This is a genomic window from Variovorax paradoxus, from assembly GCF_030811855.1.
GTDB lineage: Bacteria > Pseudomonadota > Gammaproteobacteria > Burkholderiales > Burkholderiaceae_C > Variovorax > Variovorax paradoxus_L.
This window is the reverse complement of the sequence record NZ_JAUSRN010000011.1, coordinates 202,165-223,253: the sequence shown is the minus strand read 5'-3', so window position 1 is coordinate 223,253 and position 21,089 is coordinate 202,165. Positions and strand designations below refer to the sequence as shown.

Annotated in this window: 16 protein-coding genes; 5 read left to right on the top strand and 11 right to left on the bottom strand. The window is 67.0% G+C overall.

The window, feature by feature from the left end; genetic code table 11:
* Positions 1 to 199: 199 nt before the first annotated feature.
* Genes hutU through J2X92_RS20775 form a run of 6 tightly spaced genes read right to left on the bottom strand, consistent with a single transcriptional unit; the run spans position 200 to position 6,928 of the window.
* Positions 200 to 1,927, bottom strand: a complete 1,728-nt coding sequence (hutU, locus tag J2X92_RS20800) for a urocanate hydratase (RefSeq protein WP_307578311.1) — start codon at positions 1,925 to 1,927, stop codon at positions 200 to 202.
* Positions 1,928 to 1,963: 36 nt separating this feature from the next.
* Complete coding sequence (hutH, locus tag J2X92_RS20795) at positions 1,964 to 3,517, bottom strand: histidine ammonia-lyase (protein WP_307578308.1); 1,554 nt, start codon at positions 3,515 to 3,517, stop codon at positions 1,964 to 1,966.
* A 59-nt stretch (positions 3,518 to 3,576) separates the two neighbouring features.
* Positions 3,577 to 4,314 carry a histidine utilization repressor gene (hutC, locus tag J2X92_RS20790; RefSeq protein ID WP_055806896.1) on the bottom strand — a complete coding sequence of 246 codons (738 nt, stop codon included), beginning with the start codon at positions 4,312 to 4,314 and terminating at the stop codon, positions 3,577 to 3,579.
* A gap of 1 nt (position 4,315) precedes the next feature.
* Positions 4,316 to 5,116: an ABC transporter ATP-binding protein gene (locus tag J2X92_RS20785; protein ID WP_307578305.1), complete on the bottom strand. Its 801-nt coding sequence runs from the start codon at positions 5,114 to 5,116 to the stop codon at positions 4,316 to 4,318.
* Positions 5,101 to 5,979 carry an ABC transporter permease gene (locus tag J2X92_RS20780; RefSeq protein WP_307578303.1) on the bottom strand — a complete coding sequence of 293 codons (879 nt, stop codon included), beginning with the start codon at positions 5,977 to 5,979 and terminating at the stop codon, positions 5,101 to 5,103. The genes J2X92_RS20785 and J2X92_RS20780 overlap by 16 nt, the downstream gene beginning before the upstream one ends.
* The gene (locus J2X92_RS20775; protein WP_307578301.1) at positions 5,960 to 6,928 is read right to left on the bottom strand and encodes an ABC transporter substrate-binding protein; all 969 of its coding nucleotides are present in this window, start codon (positions 6,926 to 6,928) and stop codon (positions 5,960 to 5,962) included. The genes J2X92_RS20780 and J2X92_RS20775 overlap by 20 nt, the downstream gene beginning before the upstream one ends.
* 291 nt (positions 6,929 to 7,219) lie before the next feature.
* Here J2X92_RS20775 and recQ point away from each other — a divergent pair, with 291 nt between their 5' ends.
* Both recQ and J2X92_RS20765 read left to right on the top strand, forming a co-directional pair.
* On the top strand, positions 7,220 to 9,115 hold the full coding sequence (recQ, locus tag J2X92_RS20770) for a DNA helicase RecQ (protein ID WP_307578299.1): 1,896 nt from the start codon (positions 7,220 to 7,222) through the stop codon (positions 9,113 to 9,115).
* A gap of 13 nt (positions 9,116 to 9,128) precedes the next feature.
* A complete protein-coding gene (locus tag J2X92_RS20765) occupies positions 9,129 to 10,025 on the top strand; it encodes a LysR family transcriptional regulator (protein WP_307578297.1) in 897 nt (298 codons plus the stop codon).
* Between the two features lie 83 nt (positions 10,026 to 10,108).
* On the opposite strand, the gene J2X92_RS20760 is transcribed toward J2X92_RS20765, so the two are convergent.
* From J2X92_RS20760 to J2X92_RS20740, 5 genes are all read right to left on the bottom strand, one after another.
* Positions 10,109 to 11,104, bottom strand: a complete 996-nt coding sequence (locus J2X92_RS20760; protein WP_307578295.1) for a tripartite tricarboxylate transporter substrate binding protein — start codon at positions 11,102 to 11,104, stop codon at positions 10,109 to 10,111.
* Positions 11,091 to 11,936, bottom strand: coding sequence for an amidohydrolase family protein (locus J2X92_RS20755; protein ID WP_307578293.1), 846 nt, complete (start codon positions 11,934 to 11,936; stop codon positions 11,091 to 11,093). Before J2X92_RS20755 ends, J2X92_RS20760 begins: the two co-directional genes overlap by 14 nt.
* Positions 11,937 to 12,057: 121 nt before the next feature.
* The gene (locus J2X92_RS20750; RefSeq protein WP_307578291.1) at positions 12,058 to 13,254 is read right to left on the bottom strand and encodes a nucleoside hydrolase; all 1,197 of its coding nucleotides are present in this window, start codon (positions 13,252 to 13,254) and stop codon (positions 12,058 to 12,060) included.
* A 147-nt stretch (positions 13,255 to 13,401) separates the two neighbouring features.
* On the bottom strand, positions 13,402 to 15,000 hold the full coding sequence (locus J2X92_RS20745) for a S41 family peptidase (protein WP_307578289.1): 1,599 nt from the start codon (positions 14,998 to 15,000) through the stop codon (positions 13,402 to 13,404).
* 90 nt (positions 15,001 to 15,090) lie between these two features.
* Positions 15,091 to 17,418, bottom strand: coding sequence for an ATP-binding protein (locus J2X92_RS20740; RefSeq protein ID WP_307578287.1), 2,328 nt, complete (start codon positions 17,416 to 17,418; stop codon positions 15,091 to 15,093).
* 116 nt (positions 17,419 to 17,534) lie between these two features.
* Between J2X92_RS20740 and J2X92_RS20735 the strand changes: the two genes are divergently transcribed.
* The 3 genes from J2X92_RS20735 (at position 17,535) to J2X92_RS20725 (ending at position 21,014) form a co-directional block, all read left to right on the top strand.
* Positions 17,535 to 18,758 (top strand): threonine ammonia-lyase, encoded by a 1,224-nt coding sequence (locus tag J2X92_RS20735; protein WP_307578285.1) that lies wholly within the window; start codon positions 17,535 to 17,537, stop codon positions 18,756 to 18,758.
* Positions 18,759 to 18,846: 88 nt separating this feature from the next.
* Positions 18,847 to 18,999 carry a hypothetical protein gene (locus J2X92_RS20730; protein WP_165442056.1) on the top strand — a complete coding sequence of 51 codons (153 nt, stop codon included), beginning with the start codon at positions 18,847 to 18,849 and terminating at the stop codon, positions 18,997 to 18,999.
* A gap of 146 nt (positions 19,000 to 19,145) precedes the next feature.
* Positions 19,146 to 21,014 carry a phosphoenolpyruvate carboxykinase (GTP) gene (locus J2X92_RS20725; RefSeq protein ID WP_307578283.1) on the top strand — a complete coding sequence of 623 codons (1,869 nt, stop codon included), beginning with the start codon at positions 19,146 to 19,148 and terminating at the stop codon, positions 21,012 to 21,014.
* Positions 21,015 to 21,089: the final 75 nt, after the last annotated feature.

Below are 21,089 nucleotides of genomic sequence, written 5' to 3'. Positions count from 1 at the left end.
GCCGGCTTGCCGCGGGGGGGGGGCCGGCGGGGCCCGGCCCCCCCACCCCCCAGCTTTCTCCGGTAGGTTTACTCCGCCCCCCCCCCGGGGGGGGGGGGGGGGGGGGGGCCCCCCGCGCCCAATGAGCGCTGCGCGAGGGTAAAGGCCGTCGTGCCCCCACCCCGGCCCTCCCCCGGAAGGGGAGGGAGAAATACGAGCGTCATCGCACCATCGGCAGGTTCAACCCCTGCTTCTTCGCGGTGGCCACGGCAATGTCGTAGCCCGCATCGGCATGGCGCATGACGCCGGTGGCCGGGTCGTTCCACAGCACGCGCTCGATGCGCTTGGCGGCGGCATCGGTGCCGTCGCAGACGATGACCACGCCCGAGTGCTGCGAGTAGCCCATGCCTACGCCGCCGCCGTGGTGCAGGCTGACCCAGGTGGCGCCACCCGCCGTATTGAGGAGCGCGTTGAGCAGCGGCCAGTCGCTTACTGCATCGGTGCCGTCCTTCATCGCTTCGGTTTCGCGGTTGGGGCTGGCAACCGAGCCGGTGTCGAGGTGGTCGCGGCCGATGACGATCGGGGCCTTGAGTTCGCCGTTCTTCACCATCTCGTTGAAGGCCAGGCCCGCGATGTGGCGCTCACCCAGACCGAGCCAGCAGATGCGCGCGGGCAGGCCCTGGAAGGCAATGCGCTCGCGCGCCATGTCGAGCCAGCGGTGCGTGTGGGTGTTCTCGGGGAACAGCTCCTTGATCTTGGCGTCGGTCTTGTAGATGTCTTCGGGATCGCCCGAGAGCGCCACCCAGCGGAACGGACCCTTGCCCTCGCAGAACAGCGGGCGGATGTAGGCCGGCACGAAGCCCGGAAAGTCGAACGCGTTCTTCACGCCTTCGTCGAAAGCGACCTGGCGGATGTTGTTGCCGTAGTCGACCGTGGGGATGCCCATGGCCTGGAAGTCGAGCATGGCCTGCACGTGCACGGCGCACGACTTGGCCGCGGCGGTCTTCAGCGCATCGTGCTGCGAAGCATCCTTCATCGCGGCTTGCCATTGCGGCACGGTCCAGCCCGAGGGCAGGTAGCCGTTGATCAGGTCGTGCGCGGAAGTCTGGTCGGTCACGAGGTCAGGCTTGATGCCGCCGGCCTTCGCGCGCTTCACCAGCTCCGGAAGGATGTCGGCCGCATTGCCGAGCAGCGCGATCGACACGGCTTCCTTCGCGTCGCAGTGCTGCTGGATGAGTTCCAGCGCGTGGTCGATGTCGCGTGCCTGCTTGTCGACATAGCGTGTGCGCAGGCGAAAGTCGATGCTGGTCTGCTGGCACTCGATGTTGAGCGACACCGCACCCGCCAGCGTGGCCGCGAGCGGCTGCGCGCCACCCATGCCGCCGAGGCCGGCCGTGAGGATCCATTTGCCCGCAAGGCTGTTGTTGTAGTGCTGGCGGCCTGCTTCGACAAAGGTTTCGAAGGTGCCCTGCACGATGCCCTGGCTGCCGATGTAGATCCAGCTTCCCGCCGTCATCTGGCCGTACATGAAGAGGCCCTGGCGGTCGAGCTCGTTGAAGTGCTCCCAGTTGGCCCACTTCGGCACGAGGTTCGAATTGGCGAGCAGCACGCGCGGTGCGTTCTCGTGCGTCTTGAACACGCCCACCGGCTTGCCCGACTGAATGAGCAGCGTCTCGTCGTCGTTGAGCTCCTTCAGCGACGCAAGGATCTGGTCGTAGCAGGCCCAGTTGCGCGCGGCACGGCCGATGCCGCCGTACACCACGAGGTCTTGCGGTCGCTCGGCCACCTCGGCGTCGAGGTTGTTCTGCAGCATGCGGAACGGCGCTTCGGTGAGCCAGCTCTTGCAGTTGAGCGTGCTGCCGCGCGGAGCACGGATCACGCGCGTGGGGTCGTGGCGCGGATCGGCGGCCTCGGGATTGTTCAGGGCGAATTTTTCCGGAGCGTTCATGGCGTGGTTCTCCTAATCGGGTCGGTATGTCGGTTCTTACGAGTGACTGGGCAGGATGTCCAGCAGCGCAGCCGGCAGCTCGGCCTTCAGCGCCCACTGGCGCATGGCTTCGATGTCGGGCGCGAGGTAGCGGTCGCGTTCAAGAAAGGCGACCTTCTGGCGGATGTTGGCGAATTCGGCTTCGACCAGCGGCGAGCTCTTGAGGCCTCGTTTGAGTTCGATGCCCTGCGCGGCGGCCATGGCTTCGATGCCCACCACCACCGCCGTGTTGTTGACCATGTCGCCCAGACGGCGCGCCGCGAAGGTCGCCATCGACACGTGGTCTTCCTGGTTTGCCGAAGTCGGCAGACTGTCGACGCTCGCCGGATGCGCGAGCGACTTGTTCTCCGACGCAAGGGCCGCGGCCGTGACCTGCGCGATCATGAAGCCCGAGTTGAGGCCGCCGTCGCGCACCAGGAACGGCGGCAGTCCCGAGAGGCCGGTGTCGAGCAGGAGCGCGATGCGGCGTTCGGCAATGGCGCCGACTTCGCTCACGGCCAGCGCGATGATGTCGGCCGCAAAGGCGACCGGCTCGGCGTGGAAGTTGCCGCCAGAAATCACTTCGCCGGTGTCGCAGAACACCAGCGGGTTGTCCGATGCGGCATTGGCTTCGATCACCAGCACGCGCGCGGCGTGCGCGAGGTTGTCGAGGCAGGCGCCCATCACCTGCGGGATGCAGCGCACCGAATACGGGTCTTGCACGCGGCCGCAGTCGGCATGCGACGGCACGATCTCGCTGCCTTCGAGCAGCGTGCGCACGGCGCCGGCCACCGCGATCTGTCCCGGCTGGCCGCGGGCGGCATGAATGCGCGCATCGAAAGGCTTGATCGAACCCTGGATGGCCTCGAGCGAGAGCGCACCCGACATCAGGGCCGAGGCGAACACGTCCTCGGCGCCGAACAGCCCTGCGAGCGCGAGAGCGGTCGACACCTGCGTGCCGTTGAGCAGCGCCAGGCCTTCCTTGGGGCCGAGCACGAAGGGCTCGAGGCCAACAAGGCGCATGGCCTCAGCGCCGCTGACCACCGTGCCGTCAGCCGTGGTGGCCTCGCCCTCGCCGATGAGCACGCAGGCCATGTGCGCGAGCGGCGCGAGGTCGCCCGAGGCGCCCACCGAGCCCTTGCACGGAATGCGCGGCATGACGCCCGCGTTGAACAAGGCCAGCAATGCATCGACCAGCGCGGGCCGCACGCCCGAGTGGCCGCGTGCCAGGCTCACGGCCTTGGTGGCCAGCACCATGCGCACGACGGGCGCGGCCAGTGGCTCGCCCGTGCCCACGCTGTGCGAGAGCACGAGGTTGCGCTGCAGATCGGCCAGGTGGTCGTTGCCGATGCGCGTGCTCGCGAGCTTGCCGAAGCCGGTGTTGATGCCGTACACCACCTGGTCGTTGTCGACGATGTGGCGCACCGCCGCTTCGGCGCGGGCCATGCCCTCTTGCACCGAGGGGTCGAGCGCCAACTGCACGCCGCCGGCCTGGATGCGGCGCAGCATCGCGAGGTCCACCTTGCCGGGCGTGAGGGTCAGGGAGGTGGCGGTGTGATTGCTTGTTAACATGTGAACCTGTCTATACAAGTGGTTGCGAGAGAAAACCGTCGGTTTCCGTAGCGAAAAAATCAGCCGAAGCTGGGGTTGCCGTCGGCTTTAAAGCGGCTGCCCAGGCTGTAGCGCGATGCGGGATGCAGGCAGCGCACCCAGGTGACCGGCGTGTTGCGCGTCCATGTGCGGCGCGTGAGCAGCAGGCAGGGATCGGTGGGCTCCATCGCGAGCCGGCTCGCCTGCTCCGCGGTGGGCAGCACCGCATCGACGACGTGTTCGATCTGGTCGAAGGGCACGTTGCGCACCAGGTACTCGCTGGGCGGTACGGCGGCAAAATCCTGCTCGAGAAAATCGGGCACGACCAGCGGATTGACGTAGCGCTCTTCCAGCTGCACCGGCGTGTCGTTCTCCAGGTGCAGGCAGACGCTGTGGAACACCGAGGTGCCCGCGCGCATGTCGAGCCAGGCCGCCACGTCGGGCGATGCGGCAACGCGCTCCACGGCGAGCATCTCGCAGCGGTAGTCGTGCCCGCGCTGGCGGATTTCGCTCGCGATGTTGGCAATCTGCAGCAGCGTGGACTGCGGCTTGTTCTCGGCCACGAAACTGCCAACGCCGGCCACGCGCACGATGCGGCCCTGCTCCATGAGCTCGCGCAGCGCGCGGTTCACCGTCATGCGCGAGATGCCGAACTGCGCGACCAGCTCGCTCTCGGACGGCAGGCGGTGGCCGGCCGGCCAGGTGCCGTCCTGGATCTTGCGGGAGATGTGATCCTTGACTTGCGCATAGAGCGCGAGGGACGGCAGGTCGCGTTTCATGTCAGTGTTCCACCGCAGCCATGGATTCGGCGCGGATCTCTTCGGTCAGCCGCGCCTTGATGTCCATGAACTCCGGCGAGGTCTTGATGGTGTAGCTGCGCGGATGCGGAAAGTCGACCGCGATCTCGGTCTTGATGCGGCCGGGCCGCGCGCTGAACACCGCCACGCGGTTGGCCATGAAGATCGCCTCGTCGATGTCGTGCGTGACGAACAGCACGGTCTTGCGTGCCGACTCCCAGATGCCGAGCAAGAGCTCCTGCATCAGCACGCGCGTCTGGTTGTCGAGCGCGCCGAAGGGCTCGTCGAGCAGCAGCATCTTGGGGTCGTTGGCGAGCGCGCGCGCAATCGCGGTGCGCTGCTGCATGCCGCCCGAGAGCTGCTTGGGAAAGTGGTTCTCGAAACCGCGCAGCCCCACCTTGGCAATGAAGAACTCGCTGCGCTCCTTCTGGTCGGCTTCGCTCATTCCGCGCTCGCGCAGGCCGAAGCGGATGTTCTGCGCCACGGTGAGCCACGGAAAGAGCGTGTAGCTCTGGAACACCACGCCGCGGTCGGCGCCCGGTCCATCGATGCGCTCGCCGTCGAGCAGCACCTGGCCGGTGGTCGGAAAATCGAGCCCCGCCACGATGCGTAGCAGCGTCGACTTGCCGCAGCCCGAGGGGCCGAGGATGGTGACGAAGTCGTTCTCCTTCACCTCGAAGTCGATGGGCAGCAGCGCCTGCGTGCTCTGTCCCTTGGTGCCGGTGAAGACGCGCGACACGCCCTGGATGGAGAGTTGGTTGTTCGTCATCACAGTGCCGCCCATGCAAAGAGGCGGCGGTTGAGCGCCTTGAAAGCGAAGTCGGACACCAGCCCGATGACGCCGATCACGATGATCCCAAAAATGATCTGCCCGGTGTTGAGCAGCGCCTGGCTGTCGGTGATCATGTGGCCGATGCCCGATGAGGAGCCGATGAGCTCCGCCACGATCACGTAGGTCCAGGCCCAGCCGAGCACGAGGCGCAGCGTTTCGGCAATGCCGGGCGCGGCACCCGGAATGAGCACGCGCGCGACGATGCCACGGCTCTTGGCGCCCAGCGTGTAGGCTGCCTCGACGAGGTCGCGCCGCGCACCGCCGACGGTCACGGCCACCATCAGCACGATCTGGAAGAACGAGCCGATGAAGATCACCAGCAGCTTCTGCATTTCGCCGAGGCCCGCCCACAGGATGAGCAGCGGAATGAACGCGGAGGCCGGCAGATAGCGGCAGAACGAGACGAAGGGCTCGAAGAAAGCCTCGACCGTTTTCCACGTGCCCATCGCGATGCCCAGCGGCACTGCGAACACGGCCGCCAGCAGGAAGCCGCCGAACACGCGCCACACGGTCATGCCGATGTCGCCGATGAAGCCGAACTCGGCAAAGAGCATCCAGCCTTCCTTGAGCATGGCCGGCGGGCTGGCGAGGAAGGTCGGCGGCACGAAGCCGCCGATCGTGGCGATGGACCACACGAGCACGAAGGCCACGAAGAAGCCCAGCCCGAGCAGCACGCGGGCGCGCCCGCTGATGGGCTCGAGCGGCGCGAGCGAACGGCGCCGAGCGGGCGCGGCGGCTTGGGGGGAGACGGCCGGTGCGGGCGCCGCCGAACGCGGCGGCACCTGCGGCAGGGCCTTACTTGACGAAGCTTGCATCGAACGTGGCCGTGAAATCTTCAGGCGCCTTGCGGATCACGCCGGCCTCCAGCAGGATGGGCGTGGCTTCCTTCATGAAGCTGGTGAGTTCGCCCGCAAAGAACTTCTGGTTGGCGGCCTTGTCCTGCCAGCGCAGGTAAGCCGACGACTTGGCGAACTGCTCGCCGCTCTGCTTCACGGCCGAGCCCATGAGCTCGTTGGCCTTGGCCGGGTCGGCCTTGATCATGTCGAGCGCCTCGAAGTACGACTGCGTGAGCGCCTGTGCGGCCTTGGCGTTGGCCTTGAGCCAGGTGGGCGCGCAGCCCACGGTGTCCATCACCATCGGGTAGTCGAGCGTGGTGGCCAGGATCTTGCCGGCGGTGGGGTTGGCGCGCACGGTCGACAGGTAGGGCTCGTAGGTCATGGCGGCGTCGTTCTGGCCGGCCACGAAGGCCTGGGCTGCGGGCTGCGGCTCGAGCGAGACCAGCTTCACGTCCTTCAGTGTCATGCCGTTCTTGTTGAGCATCCAGGCCAGGCCGAAGTAGGGAGCGGTGCCGGGCGCGCTCACGCCGATTGTCTTGCCCTTGAGATCGGCAAAGCCCTTCACGTCGTTGCGTACCGCAAGGCCGTCGGCGCCGTAGGACTTGTCCATCTGGAAGATCTGCACGATGGGCACGCCGTTGGCGTTCCAGGCCACGTGCGTTTCCACCGTGGTGGCCGCGCACTGGATGGCGCCCGAGGCCAGCGCCAGATGGCGGTCCTTCTGCGGAATCATCTTGAGCTCGACGTCCACCCCGTTCTTCTTGAAGATGCCGGCCTTGTCGGCCAGCGAGAGCGGCGCGAAGCCGGTCCAGCCGGACATGCCCAGCGCAATTTTTGTTTCCTGGGCGGCGGCCGTTCCAGCCATGCCCGCTGCACATGCGCCTGCGGCCAGCAGGGAGGCAAATTTCACAACTACCGTCTTGACCATGGGTACTCCTGGTTCTGTTCTCTGGAAAAAAGCTCGGCGGTGCACCCGGGCTCGGGCTGCACGAACCTCGCATTGTTGCCAAGCGCCCCAACTTGTATATACAGGATAACCCGGAAGGACCATTTCCGGTGCATCCTTCAGGAAAATGCACCAGATTGCTGTCTATACAGGAAGGGTGGCGGGACGGGCTTCACCTTTGCAAACCTCATGCCACAGTCATATCCGGGTGGGTGGGGGACAATCGACGTCTCCCCTCCTTTTTGCCCATCCCCGCCCTTCGCACCGCTGCCTGTGTCCTCGCTCGCTCCCCTCCCCCTCGACGCCCCCGGCAGCAGCAGCGCACCCGCCGACATCCTTCATGAAGTCTTCGGCTACTCGCAGTTCCGCGGGCCGCAGCAGGAGATCGTCGATCACGTGGTGGGCGGCGGCGATGCATTGGTGCTGATGCCTACGGGCGGCGGCAAGTCGCTGTGCTACCAGATCCCGGCCATAGCGCGGCAGCGCGCGGGGCGCGGCGTCTCGGTGGTTGTGTCGCCGCTGATCGCGCTGATGCACGACCAGGTCGGCGCTCTGCACGAGGCCGGCGTGAACGCGGCCTTTTTGAATTCGACGCTCGACTGGGAGCAGACGCAGGACGTGGAGCGCCGCATGCTGCGCGGCGAGATCACGCTGCTGTACGCGGCGCCCGAGCGCGTGAACACGCCGCGCTTTCTCTCGCAGCTCGATTCGCTGAAGGAGCGCGGCAAGCTCTCGCTGTTCGCGATCGACGAAGCGCATTGCGTGAGCCAATGGGGCCACGACTTCCGGCCCGAGTACCGCGCGCTCACGGTGCTGCACGAGCGCTATCCGGGCGTGCCGCGCATTGCGCTCACGGCCACCGCCGATGCACTCACGCGCGCCGACATCGTCGAGCGGCTGCAACTCGAAGAGGCGCGTCAGTTCGTCTCCAGTTTCGACCGGCCGAACATCCGCTACACCATCGTCGAGAAGAAGGACGCGACCACGCAGCTGCTGCGCTTCATCGAGCGCGAGCACGAGGGCGATGCGGGCGTGGTCTATTGCCAATCTCGAAAGCGCGTGGAAGAGGTCGCCGTGATGCTGCAGGGTGCAGGCATCAATGCGCTGCCCTACCACGCGGGCCTGGATGCGGCGGTGCGCCAGAGGCACCAGGACCGGTTCCTGCGCGAAGAAGGCATCGTGATGGTGGCGACCATCGCCTTCGGCATGGGCATCGACAAGCCCGACGTGCGCTTTGTCGGCCACCTCGACATGCCCAAGAACATCGAGGGCTACTACCAGGAAACCGGCCGCGCGGGCCGCGACGGCGCCCCGGCCGATGCGTGGATGACCTACGGCCTGCAGGACGTGGTGAACCAGCGCCGCATGATCGACGAGAGCCCGGCCGGCGAAGAGTTCAAGCAGGTGATGCGCGGCAAGCTCGATGCGCTGCTGTCGCTGGCCGAGGCGAGCGACTGCCGTCGTGTGCGGCTGCTCGGCTACTTCGGCGAGAAGAGCACCCCCTGCGGCAATTGCGACAACTGCTTGAACCCACCGCAGGTGTGGGATGGGACCGACGCCGCGCGCAAACTACTCTCCACCATCTACCGGGTGCAGCAGCTGAGCGGCATCAGCTTTGGCGCGGGCCACATCATGGACATCCTGCGCGGCAAGGAGACCGAGAAGGTCAAGCAGTTCGGGCACGAGCGCATCAGCACCTTCGGGCTGGGCGCGGAGTTCAGCGAGGTGCAGCTGCGCGGCGTGCTGCGCCAGCTCATCGCCACGGGCGCGCTGGCTGTCGATGCGGAAGCCTTCAACACGTTGAAGCTCACCGAAGGCTCGCGCGCGGTGCTCAAGGGCGAATCGAACGTGACGCTGCGCGAATCCATCTCGTCACCGGCGGAGCGCAAGCCCCGCCGCGAGAAGGTCGCCAAGGGCGCGCCTTCGCCGGCTGCCGCCAAGCTCGACGACACCGGCAAGAAGCGCTTCGAGGCCCTCAAGGCCTGGCGCGCCGAGGTGGCAAAGGAACACAACCTGCCGGCCTATGTGATCTTCCACGACGCCACGCTGGCGTCGATTGCCGAGCGCGCACCGGCGACGCTCGAAGACCTGCAGGGCATCAGCGGCATCGGCACCAAGAAGCTCGAGGCTTACGGCGCCGAGGTGCTGCGGGTCTGCAAGGCGTTCTGACACGGGCGCAGCCATGGACACCCGCCAGATGCGCTGCATTGTCGCGGTCGCCGAGGCGGGCAGTCTCACACGGGCGGCCGAACGGCTCGGCCTGGCACAGCCGGCGCTCACGCAAACGCTGAACCGACTGGAGCAGGAGATCGGCACGCGCCTGTTCACCCGCACGCGCCGCGGCGCCACGCTCACGGAGGCCGGCCTCGCGGTCATCGACGACCTGCGCGCCAGCCTCGCCTACAGCGACACGGCGGCCGAACGCGCGCGGGCGATGGGCGCCGGGCGTGCGGGCCGGCTGACCGTGGGTTTCGTGACGCATGCGGTCTACGAGGTGCTGCCGAACGCGTTGCGCCGGCTGCGCGCCGAACATCCGCAGCTCGACGTGGTGCTGCGCGAGATGAGCAATGCCGAGCAGGTGGCGGCGCTGGAGGGCGGCCGCATCGACATCGCGCTGCTGCATCCGCCGGTGTCGGTTACCGCCCGGGTGCACGAATTGCGGCTGGGCGAGGAGGCGATGGTCGCCGCGCTGCCGGCCGACTGGCCGCTGGCCGACGACGGATGCGTGTCGCTCGCCGATATCGCCCGGCACGGACTGGTGTGGTTTCCGGAAGAACAGATTCCCGCCCTGCGCGCCCAGCTGCTCGGCGCGCTGCGCCGCGCGGGCCACGAGACGCGGGTGGTGCAGGACGCCAACCGCACGCTGACGGTGCTGGCCTGCGTGGCGGCGGGCCTGGGTTGGTCGCTGCTGCCGCGCTCGGTACGCGCGCTTCGGCACGAGGGCGTGCGCTATGCCGAGGTACGCGACGGCGCAGGACTGCCGGCCTTCGAGTTGTCGGCGCTGTGGCTGGCGCGCTCGCGCCCGACGTTCGCCGACGCTTTCGCTGCCCTGCTTGGGAGCGGCTCGGCGCCGGCCTAGTTGACCCCCACGCTCCGGCACTTCGTGTCCTCGCTTCCCCCCGAGGGGGCCGCAGGCCTGCTTGGGAGCGGCCCGGCGCCGGCCTAGTCCACCTGGATCTTGTTGTCCTTCGCGAGCCGGGTCCACTTGACGATCTCGGCACGGCGAAAGCTGTCGAGTTCGGCCGGGCTGGAGCCGATCACCTCGGCGCCGAGCGCTTCGAGCCGGGTGCGCACCTCGGGGTCCTTGAGCGTGGCGGCGAACTCTTTCGACAGCCGCTCCACCACGGGCGCGGGGGTGCCGGCCGGCACGAACACCGCATTCCATTCGTAGACCTCGTAGCCGGGCAGGCCGGCCTCGGCCACGGTGGGCAGCTGCGGCAATGCGGGCGAATGCGTCTTGCCGGTCACGGCCAGCGCACGCAGCTTGCCGCCCTGGATGAAGGGCAGGCTGGACGCCAGGCTGGCGAAGAACACGGGGACATGTCCCGACATCACGTCGGTGAGCGCCGGACCGCCGCCCTTGTAGGCCACGTGCGTGATCTGGACGCCGGCCATCGAGGCGAACAACTCGCCGGCCAGATGCTGCGCCGAACCATTGCCCGACGAGGCGTAGTTGATGCCGCCCGGCTTCGCCTTGGCCTGGGCGATCAGGTCAGCGACGCTCTTCATCGGCGCCGAAGGATTCACCACCAGCACGTTGGGCACCTTCACCAGCAGCGACACCGGCGCCAGGTCGCGCAACGTGTCGAAGGGCATCTTGCGCAGCGCAGGGTTCTGGGCGTGGTTGGAAGCATCGAGCATCACGGTGTAGCCGTCGGGCGCGCTCTTGGCGACCAGGTCGCCACCGATGGCACCGCCGGCGCCGCCGCGGTTATCGATCACCACGGGCTGGCCAAGCTTCGCCGAGAGCTTGGGCGCGATGATGCGCGCCACCGCATCGACGGTGCCGCCCGGCGGATAGCTCACGACCAGCCTCACGGGTTTTTCCGGCCAGGTGCCGGCATACGCTGAAAGCCCGGCGAGCAGCAGGGCCGCGCCCGCAAGGGAACGGGGAATGGCGCGCAGCAGGCGTGCGCGCGAGAGCTCATTGGTTGTCATTGATGTCTCCGGTTTTGAACCTGAACAATTGCGCGGGCGTGTCGACCAGGATGCGCCGGCGTGCCGTTTCGTCGGGCACCCAGTCGGCCAGCGCCGCGTGCGTGGCGGCGTAGTTCGCGACCTCGCGGTGCTGGGTGTGAGGCCAGTCGCTGCCCCACACCAGGCGCCCGGGGCCGAAGGCTTTCAGCAGCGCGCGGGCGGCATCGCGGGCGGCGGTGCCGGTCGTTGCCGCGGGCCAGTTTCGGTAGGCGGCCGACAGCTTGACCCAGATGCGCCCGCTGGCTGCGGCGCCGAGCAGCCAGGCAAATCCTTCATCCGCGATGGCCGGCGCCGACGCGGGCCGGCCGAAATGGTCCACCACCAGCGCGCAGCCGGCATCGAGCACGGCCTGCGCTGCGAGTTCCAAGTCGCGGGATTCGCGGTGCAGCTCCACATGCCAGCCGAGCGCCCGCGCGCGGACGAAGAGCCGATGCCACTCGGGCCTGGAGAAATCGGGGAGCGGCAGGCCCACGAGGTTGAGGCGGATGCCGCAGATGCCGGCCTCGGCCATGGCATGCAGCATGGCGTCGTCCGCGGTCGGGTCGACCACCGCCACGCCCCGCAGCCGCCCGGGGCAGGCGCGCAACGCGCCGAGCAGGAAGCTGTTGTCCAGGCCCAAAAAGGAGGGCTGCACCAGCACGCCATGCGAGATGCCGTGCGCGTCGAGCAGCGCCAGGTATTCGGCCAGCGTGGCCTCGTAGTCGGGTGCATGCCGGCGCGTCGCCGCCAAAGGCAGGCCATGCGCGAACACATGGGCATGGCTGTCGATGGCTGTGATGGCGGCAGGGGGCACGGCGCTTGTCTCGGTCGGAATCGTTGTGCGTTCGGGAGCGAACGTGGGCGAGTATCCGCAAGGCAAAACCTGTTGGGAATGCGTCTCCTGGTTGCGTTTGGATAAGCGCGGCTTATGACACTCAGTTCGTCGCGGCAGGCAGCACGATCGGCACCGGCCGCGTGAGCAGGTCGACATAGAGCTCGAAGAAGCGCGCGTTGTCGAACTTCTTCACCACCGTCATCTTCTGCAGCGCCGCGCCCGCAGGCTGCGCGGCGTAGCCGACGGAGCGGCCGTTGTCGGCGGCGCCGGGCTTGGCGACCACGTCGACATAGCGCTCCACCGTTTGCGTGGCGTAGCTCGGATCGATGAGGTAGGCGAGCGTGAGCGTGTCCCAGATGTTCTGCGTGTAACTGGGGTTGTTCTCGAAGCCATTGGTGCCGCTGAAACCATAGCCGTTGAGTTGCCTGAACACCTCGGTCACGGCCGTCGGCTTGGCGGGATGCGCAATGCGGTCGTAGATGGGCTTGGTGAGAAACACCGTGTCGGTCACGTCCAGCGGCACCACCACCTGCGGAATCGGCAGCCGCACCACGAACTGCGCGGCGTCGGGGTCGAACCACCAGTTGAACTCGGCAAACTTGGTGGTGTTGCCCGCCACGTCGATCGCGCCGCCCATGTAGATGATCTTCTTGATCAGCGGCACGATCTCGGGGTTCTGCTTCACCGCAAGCGCAATGTTGGTGAGCGGGCCAATGGCCAGGATGGTGATCTCGTTCGGGTTGGCCTTGACGGTGTCGACGATGAAGTCGACGGCGCTCCTGCGCTGCAGCACCGTGTGCGTGGCAAAGCCGTCAGGCGAGGGCTTCAGGTCGGCATTGCTCTTGGGCTCGGGCGAGCTCCAGGCGCCCAGGTAGCCGTCGCCGCCGGAGCCGGCCGCCATCTCGGCCTCGATGGTCGCGTAGTCGTGGTTGAACGCGTAGTTCGCACCTGCGTAGATGCCGATGCGGTCGCCAACGCCCAGCCGCTCGACTGACATCAACGCATCGGCCACGCCCTGTTTGAGCCACTGGTTGCCCGACACCACGCTGATGCCCATGACCTTCACCTTGCCCGAAGCCTGCAGCTGCGCAGCCATCACGCCAAGCTGGCCGTCGTCGCTCATGGTGTTGTAGTCGCTGTCGATGATGATCTTCTGCGCCGGCGGCGGCGCCGCGCCGAAGCCCGGAGCCAGCCCTATGCCGCTGTTGCCGTCCCCGCCGCCACCGCCGCAGGCCGAGAGCACCGTGGCGAGCAAAGCCGCCGCCATCCATTTGCGTCGCTGAATCCGAATCTGCATTCCGGCTCCTTCTCGAATGGGTTTTGCTTGATGTAGAACTAAATGCCAAACGTTTGCGCAAACGTTTGCTAGAACTCTAAAGCGCGCGCCACCGGCGTGGAGAAGGGCAAGGTTTCAAGGGGTAACGGCGGCAGCGGCCGAAGCCGCTCAGCCCTGTGCGGGCGCGGATTCGAGCAGCCGAATTTCGCGCAGCGGCGTGCGATGAAGCAGGTAGGGCTGCTCCTTGGCCGTTCCGGATTTCTCGAGCCCCGGCAGGATCTTGGCCGAGCTCGAGGCGGGGCAGGCGCCGCCGCTGCGCATCGCCAGCGCGGTCGCCAGGCGTGCCTCGGCAGGGTCGCCAAGTGCGTGGTCGAAATCGTCGGCCACGCTGCAGTCGGGCACGAAGCCGTCGCCGTAGTCGCCGAAGCCCTTGGCGTTGATGCCCTGGAACTGGATCGCGAAGTAGCTGGTGCCGCAGTTGTCCTGCGGGAAGAAGCCGTAAGGCTTGCCGCAGGTGGCGCCTCCGACGAGATTGACCTTGACGTCGATGCCGCGCAGCCCGTTGACGACCGATTCGCTCGCTGAGCAGGTGTCGGGCCCGACCAGCACCGTGACCTGCGAAAGGCCGAGCCTGGGCAAGGGCGCACCGGTGCGGCTGGTGCCGTAGAACGGAATGACTGTCTCGGCCGGCGACAGGTGGAACGGGTTCTTGGCGTTGAAGACGAGGCGCTCGAAGGTCCTGCCCGACGTGGCGCCAGAAGATGGCACCATGGTCGCAAGCCGGCTCGCGATGCTGAGCTGGCCGCCGCCGTTGTAGCGCATGTCGAGCACCAGGTCCTGGACACCATCCAGCTTGAACTGATTGACCGCATCGATGAGCTGCGGCTCCGAGGTGCTGATGTGGTCGTTGAAGAGCAGGTAGCCCACGCGCCCGCTGGCGGTGTCGATGCTCTTCACGTTCTGCACCGGCGTCTGCGTGACGCTCGCGGCCGCCAGCGTCACGGTGCGCGTGGCGCTGCCTTCCTGCAGCTTGAAGGTGTGAGATTCGCCGACGGCGGTGGGCGAGATGCCGCGGTTGAGCGCCGTGGTGTCGGTTCCGTCGATCACGTCGACGCCGTCGACCTCGAGCACCTTGGCGCCGCGCGAGATGCCGGCCGCTGCCGCGGGCGAGCCGGGCTCGGTGAACGCAATGCGCAAGTCGCGCGGGCGCGAGTTGCGCACGAACGCGAACTCCATGCCGTAGCCCGGCGCCACGCCGTTCTGCGACAACTGCCGGTAGCGCTCGGTGTCGTACACGTAGTGAAAGCGGTCCTTCGCGCGGCCCGACGCGGTGATGGCTGGGCTCTTGAGTACGCTGAAATATGCGACGGGCGTGGCGTAGTCGGCCGCCTTGAGCGTGGTGGGCACTTCGCCGTACCAGAGATAGGTTTCGTCGATCCAGCCGCGCACGAAGCGCTTCTCATCGGTCAGGGTGCCGGGCTTGTCGGGGTAGGCCACGCCAGTCTCGGGATTGATGCCGCTGCGCGGCGCAGCGCACAGGCCCGCCACGCTGGACGAGGCAAGAATGGCATCGTCGTCACCGCCGATGTTGGCCGGCGGTGCAATGGCGGATGGCGCAACGATCGGGAACACGCTGCCTCCTCCTCCCCCGCCGCCCCCGCCCCCACAGCCGGCAATGGCGAACGCCCCGCAGGCCAGCACGAATGCGGCTGCGGCGGATACGGTGGAGCGCGGCATCTCCCGCGCGCTCGCGTTGCCAGAGTTCATCGAGCCCCTCCTCGTGTCCGCCGCGACGGACGGTTGCTTCTTGTTTGCCGCGTTCCGGCGGACCTGTTTGCGGCCGCTTTCAGCTTCTGCCTACTGCACGAAGCCGATGCCGCGCGATTCGCGCACCTCGGGCTTGACGCGGTGCTCGGCTTCGAGCTGATCGAGGAATTCGGCGGCCGAGAACTCGACCGCGAGGATGTCGGTCTGCCGCTTCACAGCGGCGAAATCGCCCGGGCACAGCTGGCGCAATTGCGCGAGGCGCGCCTTGGCTTCTGCGGTGAGCAGCGCGGCATCGCCGGCCAGTGCCTCGGTCACGAACATGCGCTCGCGCTGCGCTGCGGTGAGCGGCATGAACTTGATCTTGAAGGTGAAGCGCCGGAGCGCCGCCTGGTCGAGCCGGTCGAGCAGATTGGTCGTGCAAACGAAGATGCCGTTGAAGCGCTCCATGCCTTGCAGCATCTCGTTGACTTCGGTCACTTCGTAAGTGCGCTGGGCGCCACGCCGGTCCTGCAGGAAGCTGTCGGCCTCGTCGAGCAGCAGCACGGCTTTTTCGGCCTCCGCCTCCTTGAACATGGCGGCCATGTTCTGCTCGGTTTCGCCGACGTATTTGCTCATGAGGTCGCTGGCCTGCTTGATGATCAGCGGCCGGCCGATGGCCTTGGCGATGTGCTCCGCCAGCGCGGTCTTGCCGGTGCCAGGCGCGCCGTAGAAGCACAACGTGCCGTGGCCGCGCGCCTTGAGCGCCGCCACGACGCGCGGAATTTCGAAGCGGGTCTCGACATTGAGCATGTCGAGATCGTAAGTTGTCACGCTGCGGCGCATGCCCAGGCCGGTGTCCAGCGTGCCCAGCGCGAGGTCGGCGTTCTTGAGCTGCCGTTCGATGAGCGTTTCCATCGAGGCGCCGTCCTCCGTCTGCGCCAAGCCGGCAAAGCGCACTGCGGTGCGGATCTGCGCGGGCGTGAGGCCCTTGCGCTCGGCCAGCTTGGCGGTGAAGGCTTCGGACACCACGATGCCCTCGAGCGTTTTCTTCACCAGCTGCTCGCGCGCGCCGGGGGGCGGCGACTTGAGTTCGAGGTGATAGGCAAAGCGGCGCCTGAACGCCGGGTCGATCTGCTCGATGCGGTTGGTCACCCACAGCGTGGGCACCGGGTTGGCTTCGAGGATCTGGTTGACCCAGGCCTTGCCGCTCACGCTGCCACTGGTGGGCGCCGGAATCTGCTCGGCGCGCGCCATGAACTGCGCGGCCTCGGTGCTGATGGGCGGGAACACGTCCTCGACCTCGTCGAACAGCAGCGCGGCCTGCGCGCTGCCCTTGAGGAACACCTGCGCGATCTGCAGCGAGCGGTAGCGGTCGCGGCCGCTCAGCGAGTTGCCGTCGCGGTCGGCATATTCGACCTCGAACAGTTCGAGCCCCGCCGCCTGCGCCACCACCTTGGCGAGCTCGGTCTTGCCGGTGCCGGGCGGGCCGTACAGCAGCACGTTGACGCCGGGCTCCTTGCGCGCCACTGCCGCACGCAGCAGCGTGACGAGCATCTGCGCGTCTTCCTCGACAAAGGAAAAGTCGTGCGCAGTGAGCGCACTCTTGGCCGAGGGCCGCGTGAACACGGCCATCAGTTCGTTGTGGTCGCGGTATTCGCGCATCAGCACCGGCGGCAGCTTTTCGCTGACCTTCATGAGGTCGGCCAAATCGGTGATGTTGTGCTCGGAGATCAGGTTCTCGACCAGGCCGATGCGCTCGAGCCGCGAGCCCGCGCGCAGCGCCTCGCCCACCTCGCTCGCGTTGACGCCTGCGATGTCGGCAATGGCTGCATAGGCCTCGGGCGCATTGTTGACCTTGAACTCGACCAGCAGCGAACGCAGGTCGCGCTGGTAGCGCGCGAGCGTGCCGTAGAGCAGCAGCGCGCGCTCGGCCTTGTTGAGCTGCAAGAGGCCCGCGAGCGCATCGATGTTCTTTTCGACGAGGGTCGACTGCTTGCGCAGCGCATGCGTGAGCCAGTCGCGCGTGACGGCCAGCACCGAGAGCAGGTCCTTGGGTTGGTCCTTGGCGTATTCGTCGAGGTAGAAGAAGAGCGTGCCCTCCTCGTACGGTCCGCGCCAAACGCCGTGGCGCTCCAGCAGCGTGCGGCCGTCGAAGTTCTCCACGCCCTTCCAGACCTCGTTGCCCGCACAGCGGCGGCCGAGAAACTCGCGGAGGCGATGCAGCACCGCCGCCGGCCACACCAGGTGGCGCCCGGTCAGCGAGAGCAGGCCATTGATGTCGCGGCGCACGTTGAAGCGCGGCCCCTGCTTGGCGGCCAGCGTGAGCACGAAGTGCGAGCACATCAGCTCGAGCACCGGCGCTCCCTTGAGCCCGGGCGATGGCAAGGCCTGCCCGCGCACCGCAGCAGCCACGACATCGACACCCGCACGCTTGACCATCAGACGACCTCCAGATGAGGGAATTCCTGGGGCGACCATAACGCAGACTTTTGCCTTCGGGAAGACGCTGGAACGGTAAAAACCCTGATGATGCGATTCCAGCCACAATGCCCGCCATGGTCGGAATCGAAGAAATCCGGCGCGCCGCGGCGCGTCTGCAGGGTCAGGTGCTCAACACGCCCTGTGTCGAATCGCGCACGCTTTCGGAAATCGTGGGCGCGCAAGTGTTCCTGAAGTTCGAGAACCTGCAGTTCACCTCCTCGTTCAAGGAACGCGGGGCGTGCAACAAATTAGTCGATCTTTCGGAAAACGGGCCGAAAGGCGACGGCAAGGAAACCACGCGGGGCGTGGTGGCCATGTCGGCCGGCAATCATGCCCAGGGCGTGGCCTATCACGCGCAGCGGCTGGGCCTGCGCGCGCTCATCGTCATGCCGCGCTTCACGCCCGGCGTAAAGATCGAGCGAACGCGCGGCTTTGGCGCCGAGGTGGTGCTGCACGGCGACACGCTCGACGCGGCGCGCGCCCACGCTCTGGAACTGGCCGAACGCGAAGGCCTGACCTTCGTCCACCCCTATGACGACGAGGCCATCATCGCGGGCCAGGGCACGGTGGCGCTCGAAATGCTCGACGTGGTGCCCGATCTCGACACCCTGGTGGTGTCGGTCGGCGGCGGCGGGCTGATTGCCGGCATGGCCGTTGCCGCACGTGACCGCAAGCCCGGCATCGAGATCGTCGGCGTGCAGACCACGCGCTTTCCGGGCATGGTCAATGCCGTCAAGGGCACCCAGCACCTGCAGGGCAAGAGCACCATCGCCGAAGGCATCGCCGTCGGCACGCCGGGCGTGCTGACGCGGGAGATCATTGCCAAACACGTGGACGACCTGCTGCTGGTCGACGAAGGCGACATCGAGCAGGGCGTGCTGATGCTGCTCGAAATCGAAAAAACCCTGGTCGAAGGCGCGGGCGCGGCCGGCTTGGCGGCGCTGATCCGGCATCCGGAGCGCTTCAAGGGCAAGCGCGTCGGGCTGGTGCTTTCGGGTGGAAATATCGACCCACTGCTGCTGGCGGCCATCATCGAACGCGGCATGGTGCGGGCCGGCCGGCTCGCCCGCGTGAGGGTGAGCGCGCGCGATGTTCCGGGCTCATTGGCCCAGATCACGGCCACTGTGGCGGAAGCGGGCGCTAACGTCGATGAGGTGCACCATCAGCGGGCGTTTACCATGCTGGCAGCGCAGAACGTCGACATCGAGCTGGTGCTGCAGACCCGCGGACGGGCCCACCTGGCCAGCGTGCTGGGCGCCCTGCACGACGCCGGCTTCGAGGCCGAAGAGCAGCACTGAAGGGGGTTGGCAACCCCCTAGACCGGTCCGGCGGGTCCGACCCGTAAAATGCCCCCCAGTTTTTGAATCTGAGTATTCGAGGTAATCAATGTCCAACCCCACTCCCGTCGAGCCCCATCACGCCGCCGCCGTTGAAAAAGACGCCGTCGAATCGGTCGTGCACCTGATGCCGCTCGTGCTGCCGCTGGCCGGCGGCGTGCTGATGCTGCTGCTCGCGTCCATCGCTGTCTATTTGGCCTGACAGCCAATCGCGTCATCGTCCGCGGGTTTTGCGGCCCGCGTTGACGCAGTCTCCCTAAGAGAAACGTTTTCTCAAACGGACCTCCGCGCCACAGCAGGCGCGGCGCCCCGTTCGGAAAGACGATTTTTCAACTTAGGAGATTTCCGATGAACGCACCCGCGATGCAGGGCCTCGCCATTCAGGCACCCTCATACGTCAAGAACGCAAAACTGGTGGCCTGGGTGGCCGACATGGCCGCGCTCTGCAAACCCGAGACCATCTACTGGTGCGACGGAAGCCAGGAAGAGTACGACCGCCTGTGCCAGAAACTGGTCGACGCGGGCACCTTCAAGAAGCTGAATCCGGCCAAGCGCCCCAATTCCTTCCTCGCGGCATCTGACCCGAGCGACGTGGCGCGCGTCGAAGACCGCACCTTCATCTGCTCCCAGAAGAAAGAAGACGCCGGCCCCACCAACAACTGGATGGCCCCGGCCGAAATGCGTGCCACGCTGCAGCCGCTCTTCGACGGCTGCATGAAGGGCCGCACGATGTACGTGGTGCCCTTCAGCATGGGCCCGCTCGGCTCGCCCATCGCGCACATCGGCATCGAGCTTTCCGACAGCCCCTATGTCGCGGTCAACATGAAGATCATGACCCGCATGGGCAAGGACGTGTACGAGGTGCTCGGCACCGACGGCGAGTTCGTGCCCTGCGTGCACACCGTGGGCGCGCCGCTCGAGCCCGGCCAGAAGGACGTGTCCTGGCCCTGCAACAAGACCAAGTACATCGTCCACTATCCCGAAACGCGCGAGATCTGGAGCTATGGCTCGGGCTACGGCGGCAACGCGCTCCTGGGCAAGAAGTGCTTTGCGCTGCGCATCGCCTCCACCATGGGCCGCGACGAGGGCTGGCTCGCCGAGCACATGCTGATCCTGGGCGTGACCTCGCCCGAAGGCAAGAAGTACCACGTGGCCGCCGCATTCCCCTCGGCCTGCGGCAAGACCAATTTTTCGATGCTGGTGCCGCCCGCCGGCTTCGACGGCTGGGAAGTCACCACCATCGGCGACGACATTGCCTGGATCAAGCCCGGCAAGGATGGCCGCATGTACGCCATCAATCCCGAGGCGGGCTACTTCGGCGTGGCTCCCGGCACCAACCTCAAGACCAATCCCAACTGCTTGAAGAGCCTGGACCGGGACGTGATCTTCACCAACGTGGCGCTTACCGATGACGGCGACGTGTGGTGGGAAGGCCTGGAAGACGACGTGCCCGGCAAGAAGCTGCCTGAGCACCTGATCGACTGGCAGGGCAAGGACTGGACGCCGCAGATCGCCAAGGAAACCGGCGCCAAGGCCGCGCACCCCAACTCGCGCTTCACCGTGGCCGCCACCAACAACCCGGCGCTCGACCCGGCCTGGGACGACCCGGCCGGCGTGCCGATCGACGCTTTCATCTTCGGCGGCCGCCGCTCGACCACGGTGCCGCTGGTCACCGAAGGCCGCAACTGGACCGAAGGCGTCTACATGGCCGCCACCATGGGCTCGGAAACCACCGCCGCCATCGTCGGCCAGGTGGGCGTGGTGCGCCGCGATCCTTTCGCCATGCTGGCCTTCATGGGCTACAACATGAGCGACTACTTCCAGCACTGGCTCGACCTGGGCAAGAAGCTCGAAGCCTCGGGTGCCAAGCAGCCGAAGATCTACACCACCAACTGGTTCCGCAAGGGTCCGGACGGCAAGTTCGTCTGGCCTGGCTACGGCGAGAACATGCGCGTGCTCAAGTGGATCATCGACCGCATCGAAGGCAAGGCGGAGGGCGTGGACCACGTCTTCGGCGTGAGCCCGCGCTACGAAGACCTCAACTGGACCGGCCTGGATTTCAGCGCCGAGCAGTTCGCCACCGTCACCAGCATCGACAAGGCCGCCTGGGAAGCCGAGCTGAAGCTGCACACCGAGCTGTTCCAGCAGCTGGCGCACCACCTGCCGAAGGAACTGCCGGAAACCAAGGCCGCGATCGAGCAGCGCCTGGCGGCCTGACGCCAACCCTTTGTGCGGCCACCGGGCCGCAGCAACGAAAAAGCCGCCCTCGTGGGCGGCTTTTTCATGACTCGG

Coding starts and splice junctions, on each gene's coding strand:
- hutU (WP_307578311.1), bottom strand. CDS start 1,927: ATGAACGCTCCGGAAAAATTCGCCCTGAACAATCCCGAGGCCGCCGAT.
- hutH (WP_307578308.1), bottom strand. CDS start 3,517: ATGTTAACAAGCAATCACACCGCCACCTCCCTGACCCTCACGCCCGGC.
- hutC (WP_055806896.1), bottom strand. CDS start 4,314: ATGAAACGCGACCTGCCGTCCCTCGCGCTCTATGCGCAAGTCAAGGAT.
- J2X92_RS20785 (WP_307578305.1), bottom strand. CDS start 5,116: ATGGGCGGCACTGTGATGACGAACAACCAACTCTCCATCCAGGGCGTG.
- J2X92_RS20780 (WP_307578303.1), bottom strand. CDS start 5,979: ATGCAAGCTTCGTCAAGTAAGGCCCTGCCGCAGGTGCCGCCGCGTTCG.
- J2X92_RS20775 (WP_307578301.1), bottom strand. CDS start 6,928: ATGGTCAAGACGGTAGTTGTGAAATTTGCCTCCCTGCTGGCCGCAGGC.
- J2X92_RS20765 (WP_307578297.1), top strand. CDS start 9,129: ATGGACACCCGCCAGATGCGCTGCATTGTCGCGGTCGCCGAGGCGGGC.
- J2X92_RS20760 (WP_307578295.1), bottom strand. CDS start 11,104: ATGACAACCAATGAGCTCTCGCGCGCACGCCTGCTGCGCGCCATTCCC.
- J2X92_RS20750 (WP_307578291.1), bottom strand. CDS start 13,254: ATGCAGATTCGGATTCAGCGACGCAAATGGATGGCGGCGGCTTTGCTC.
- J2X92_RS20745 (WP_307578289.1), bottom strand. CDS start 15,000: ATGAACTCTGGCAACGCGAGCGCGCGGGAGATGCCGCGCTCCACCGTA.
- J2X92_RS20740 (WP_307578287.1), bottom strand. CDS start 17,418: ATGGTCAAGCGTGCGGGTGTCGATGTCGTGGCTGCTGCGGTGCGCGGG.
- J2X92_RS20735 (WP_307578285.1), top strand. CDS start 17,535: ATGGTCGGAATCGAAGAAATCCGGCGCGCCGCGGCGCGTCTGCAGGGT.
- J2X92_RS20730 (WP_165442056.1), top strand. CDS start 18,847: ATGTCCAACCCCACTCCCGTCGAGCCCCATCACGCCGCCGCCGTTGAA.
- J2X92_RS20725 (WP_307578283.1), top strand. CDS start 19,146: ATGAACGCACCCGCGATGCAGGGCCTCGCCATTCAGGCACCCTCATAC.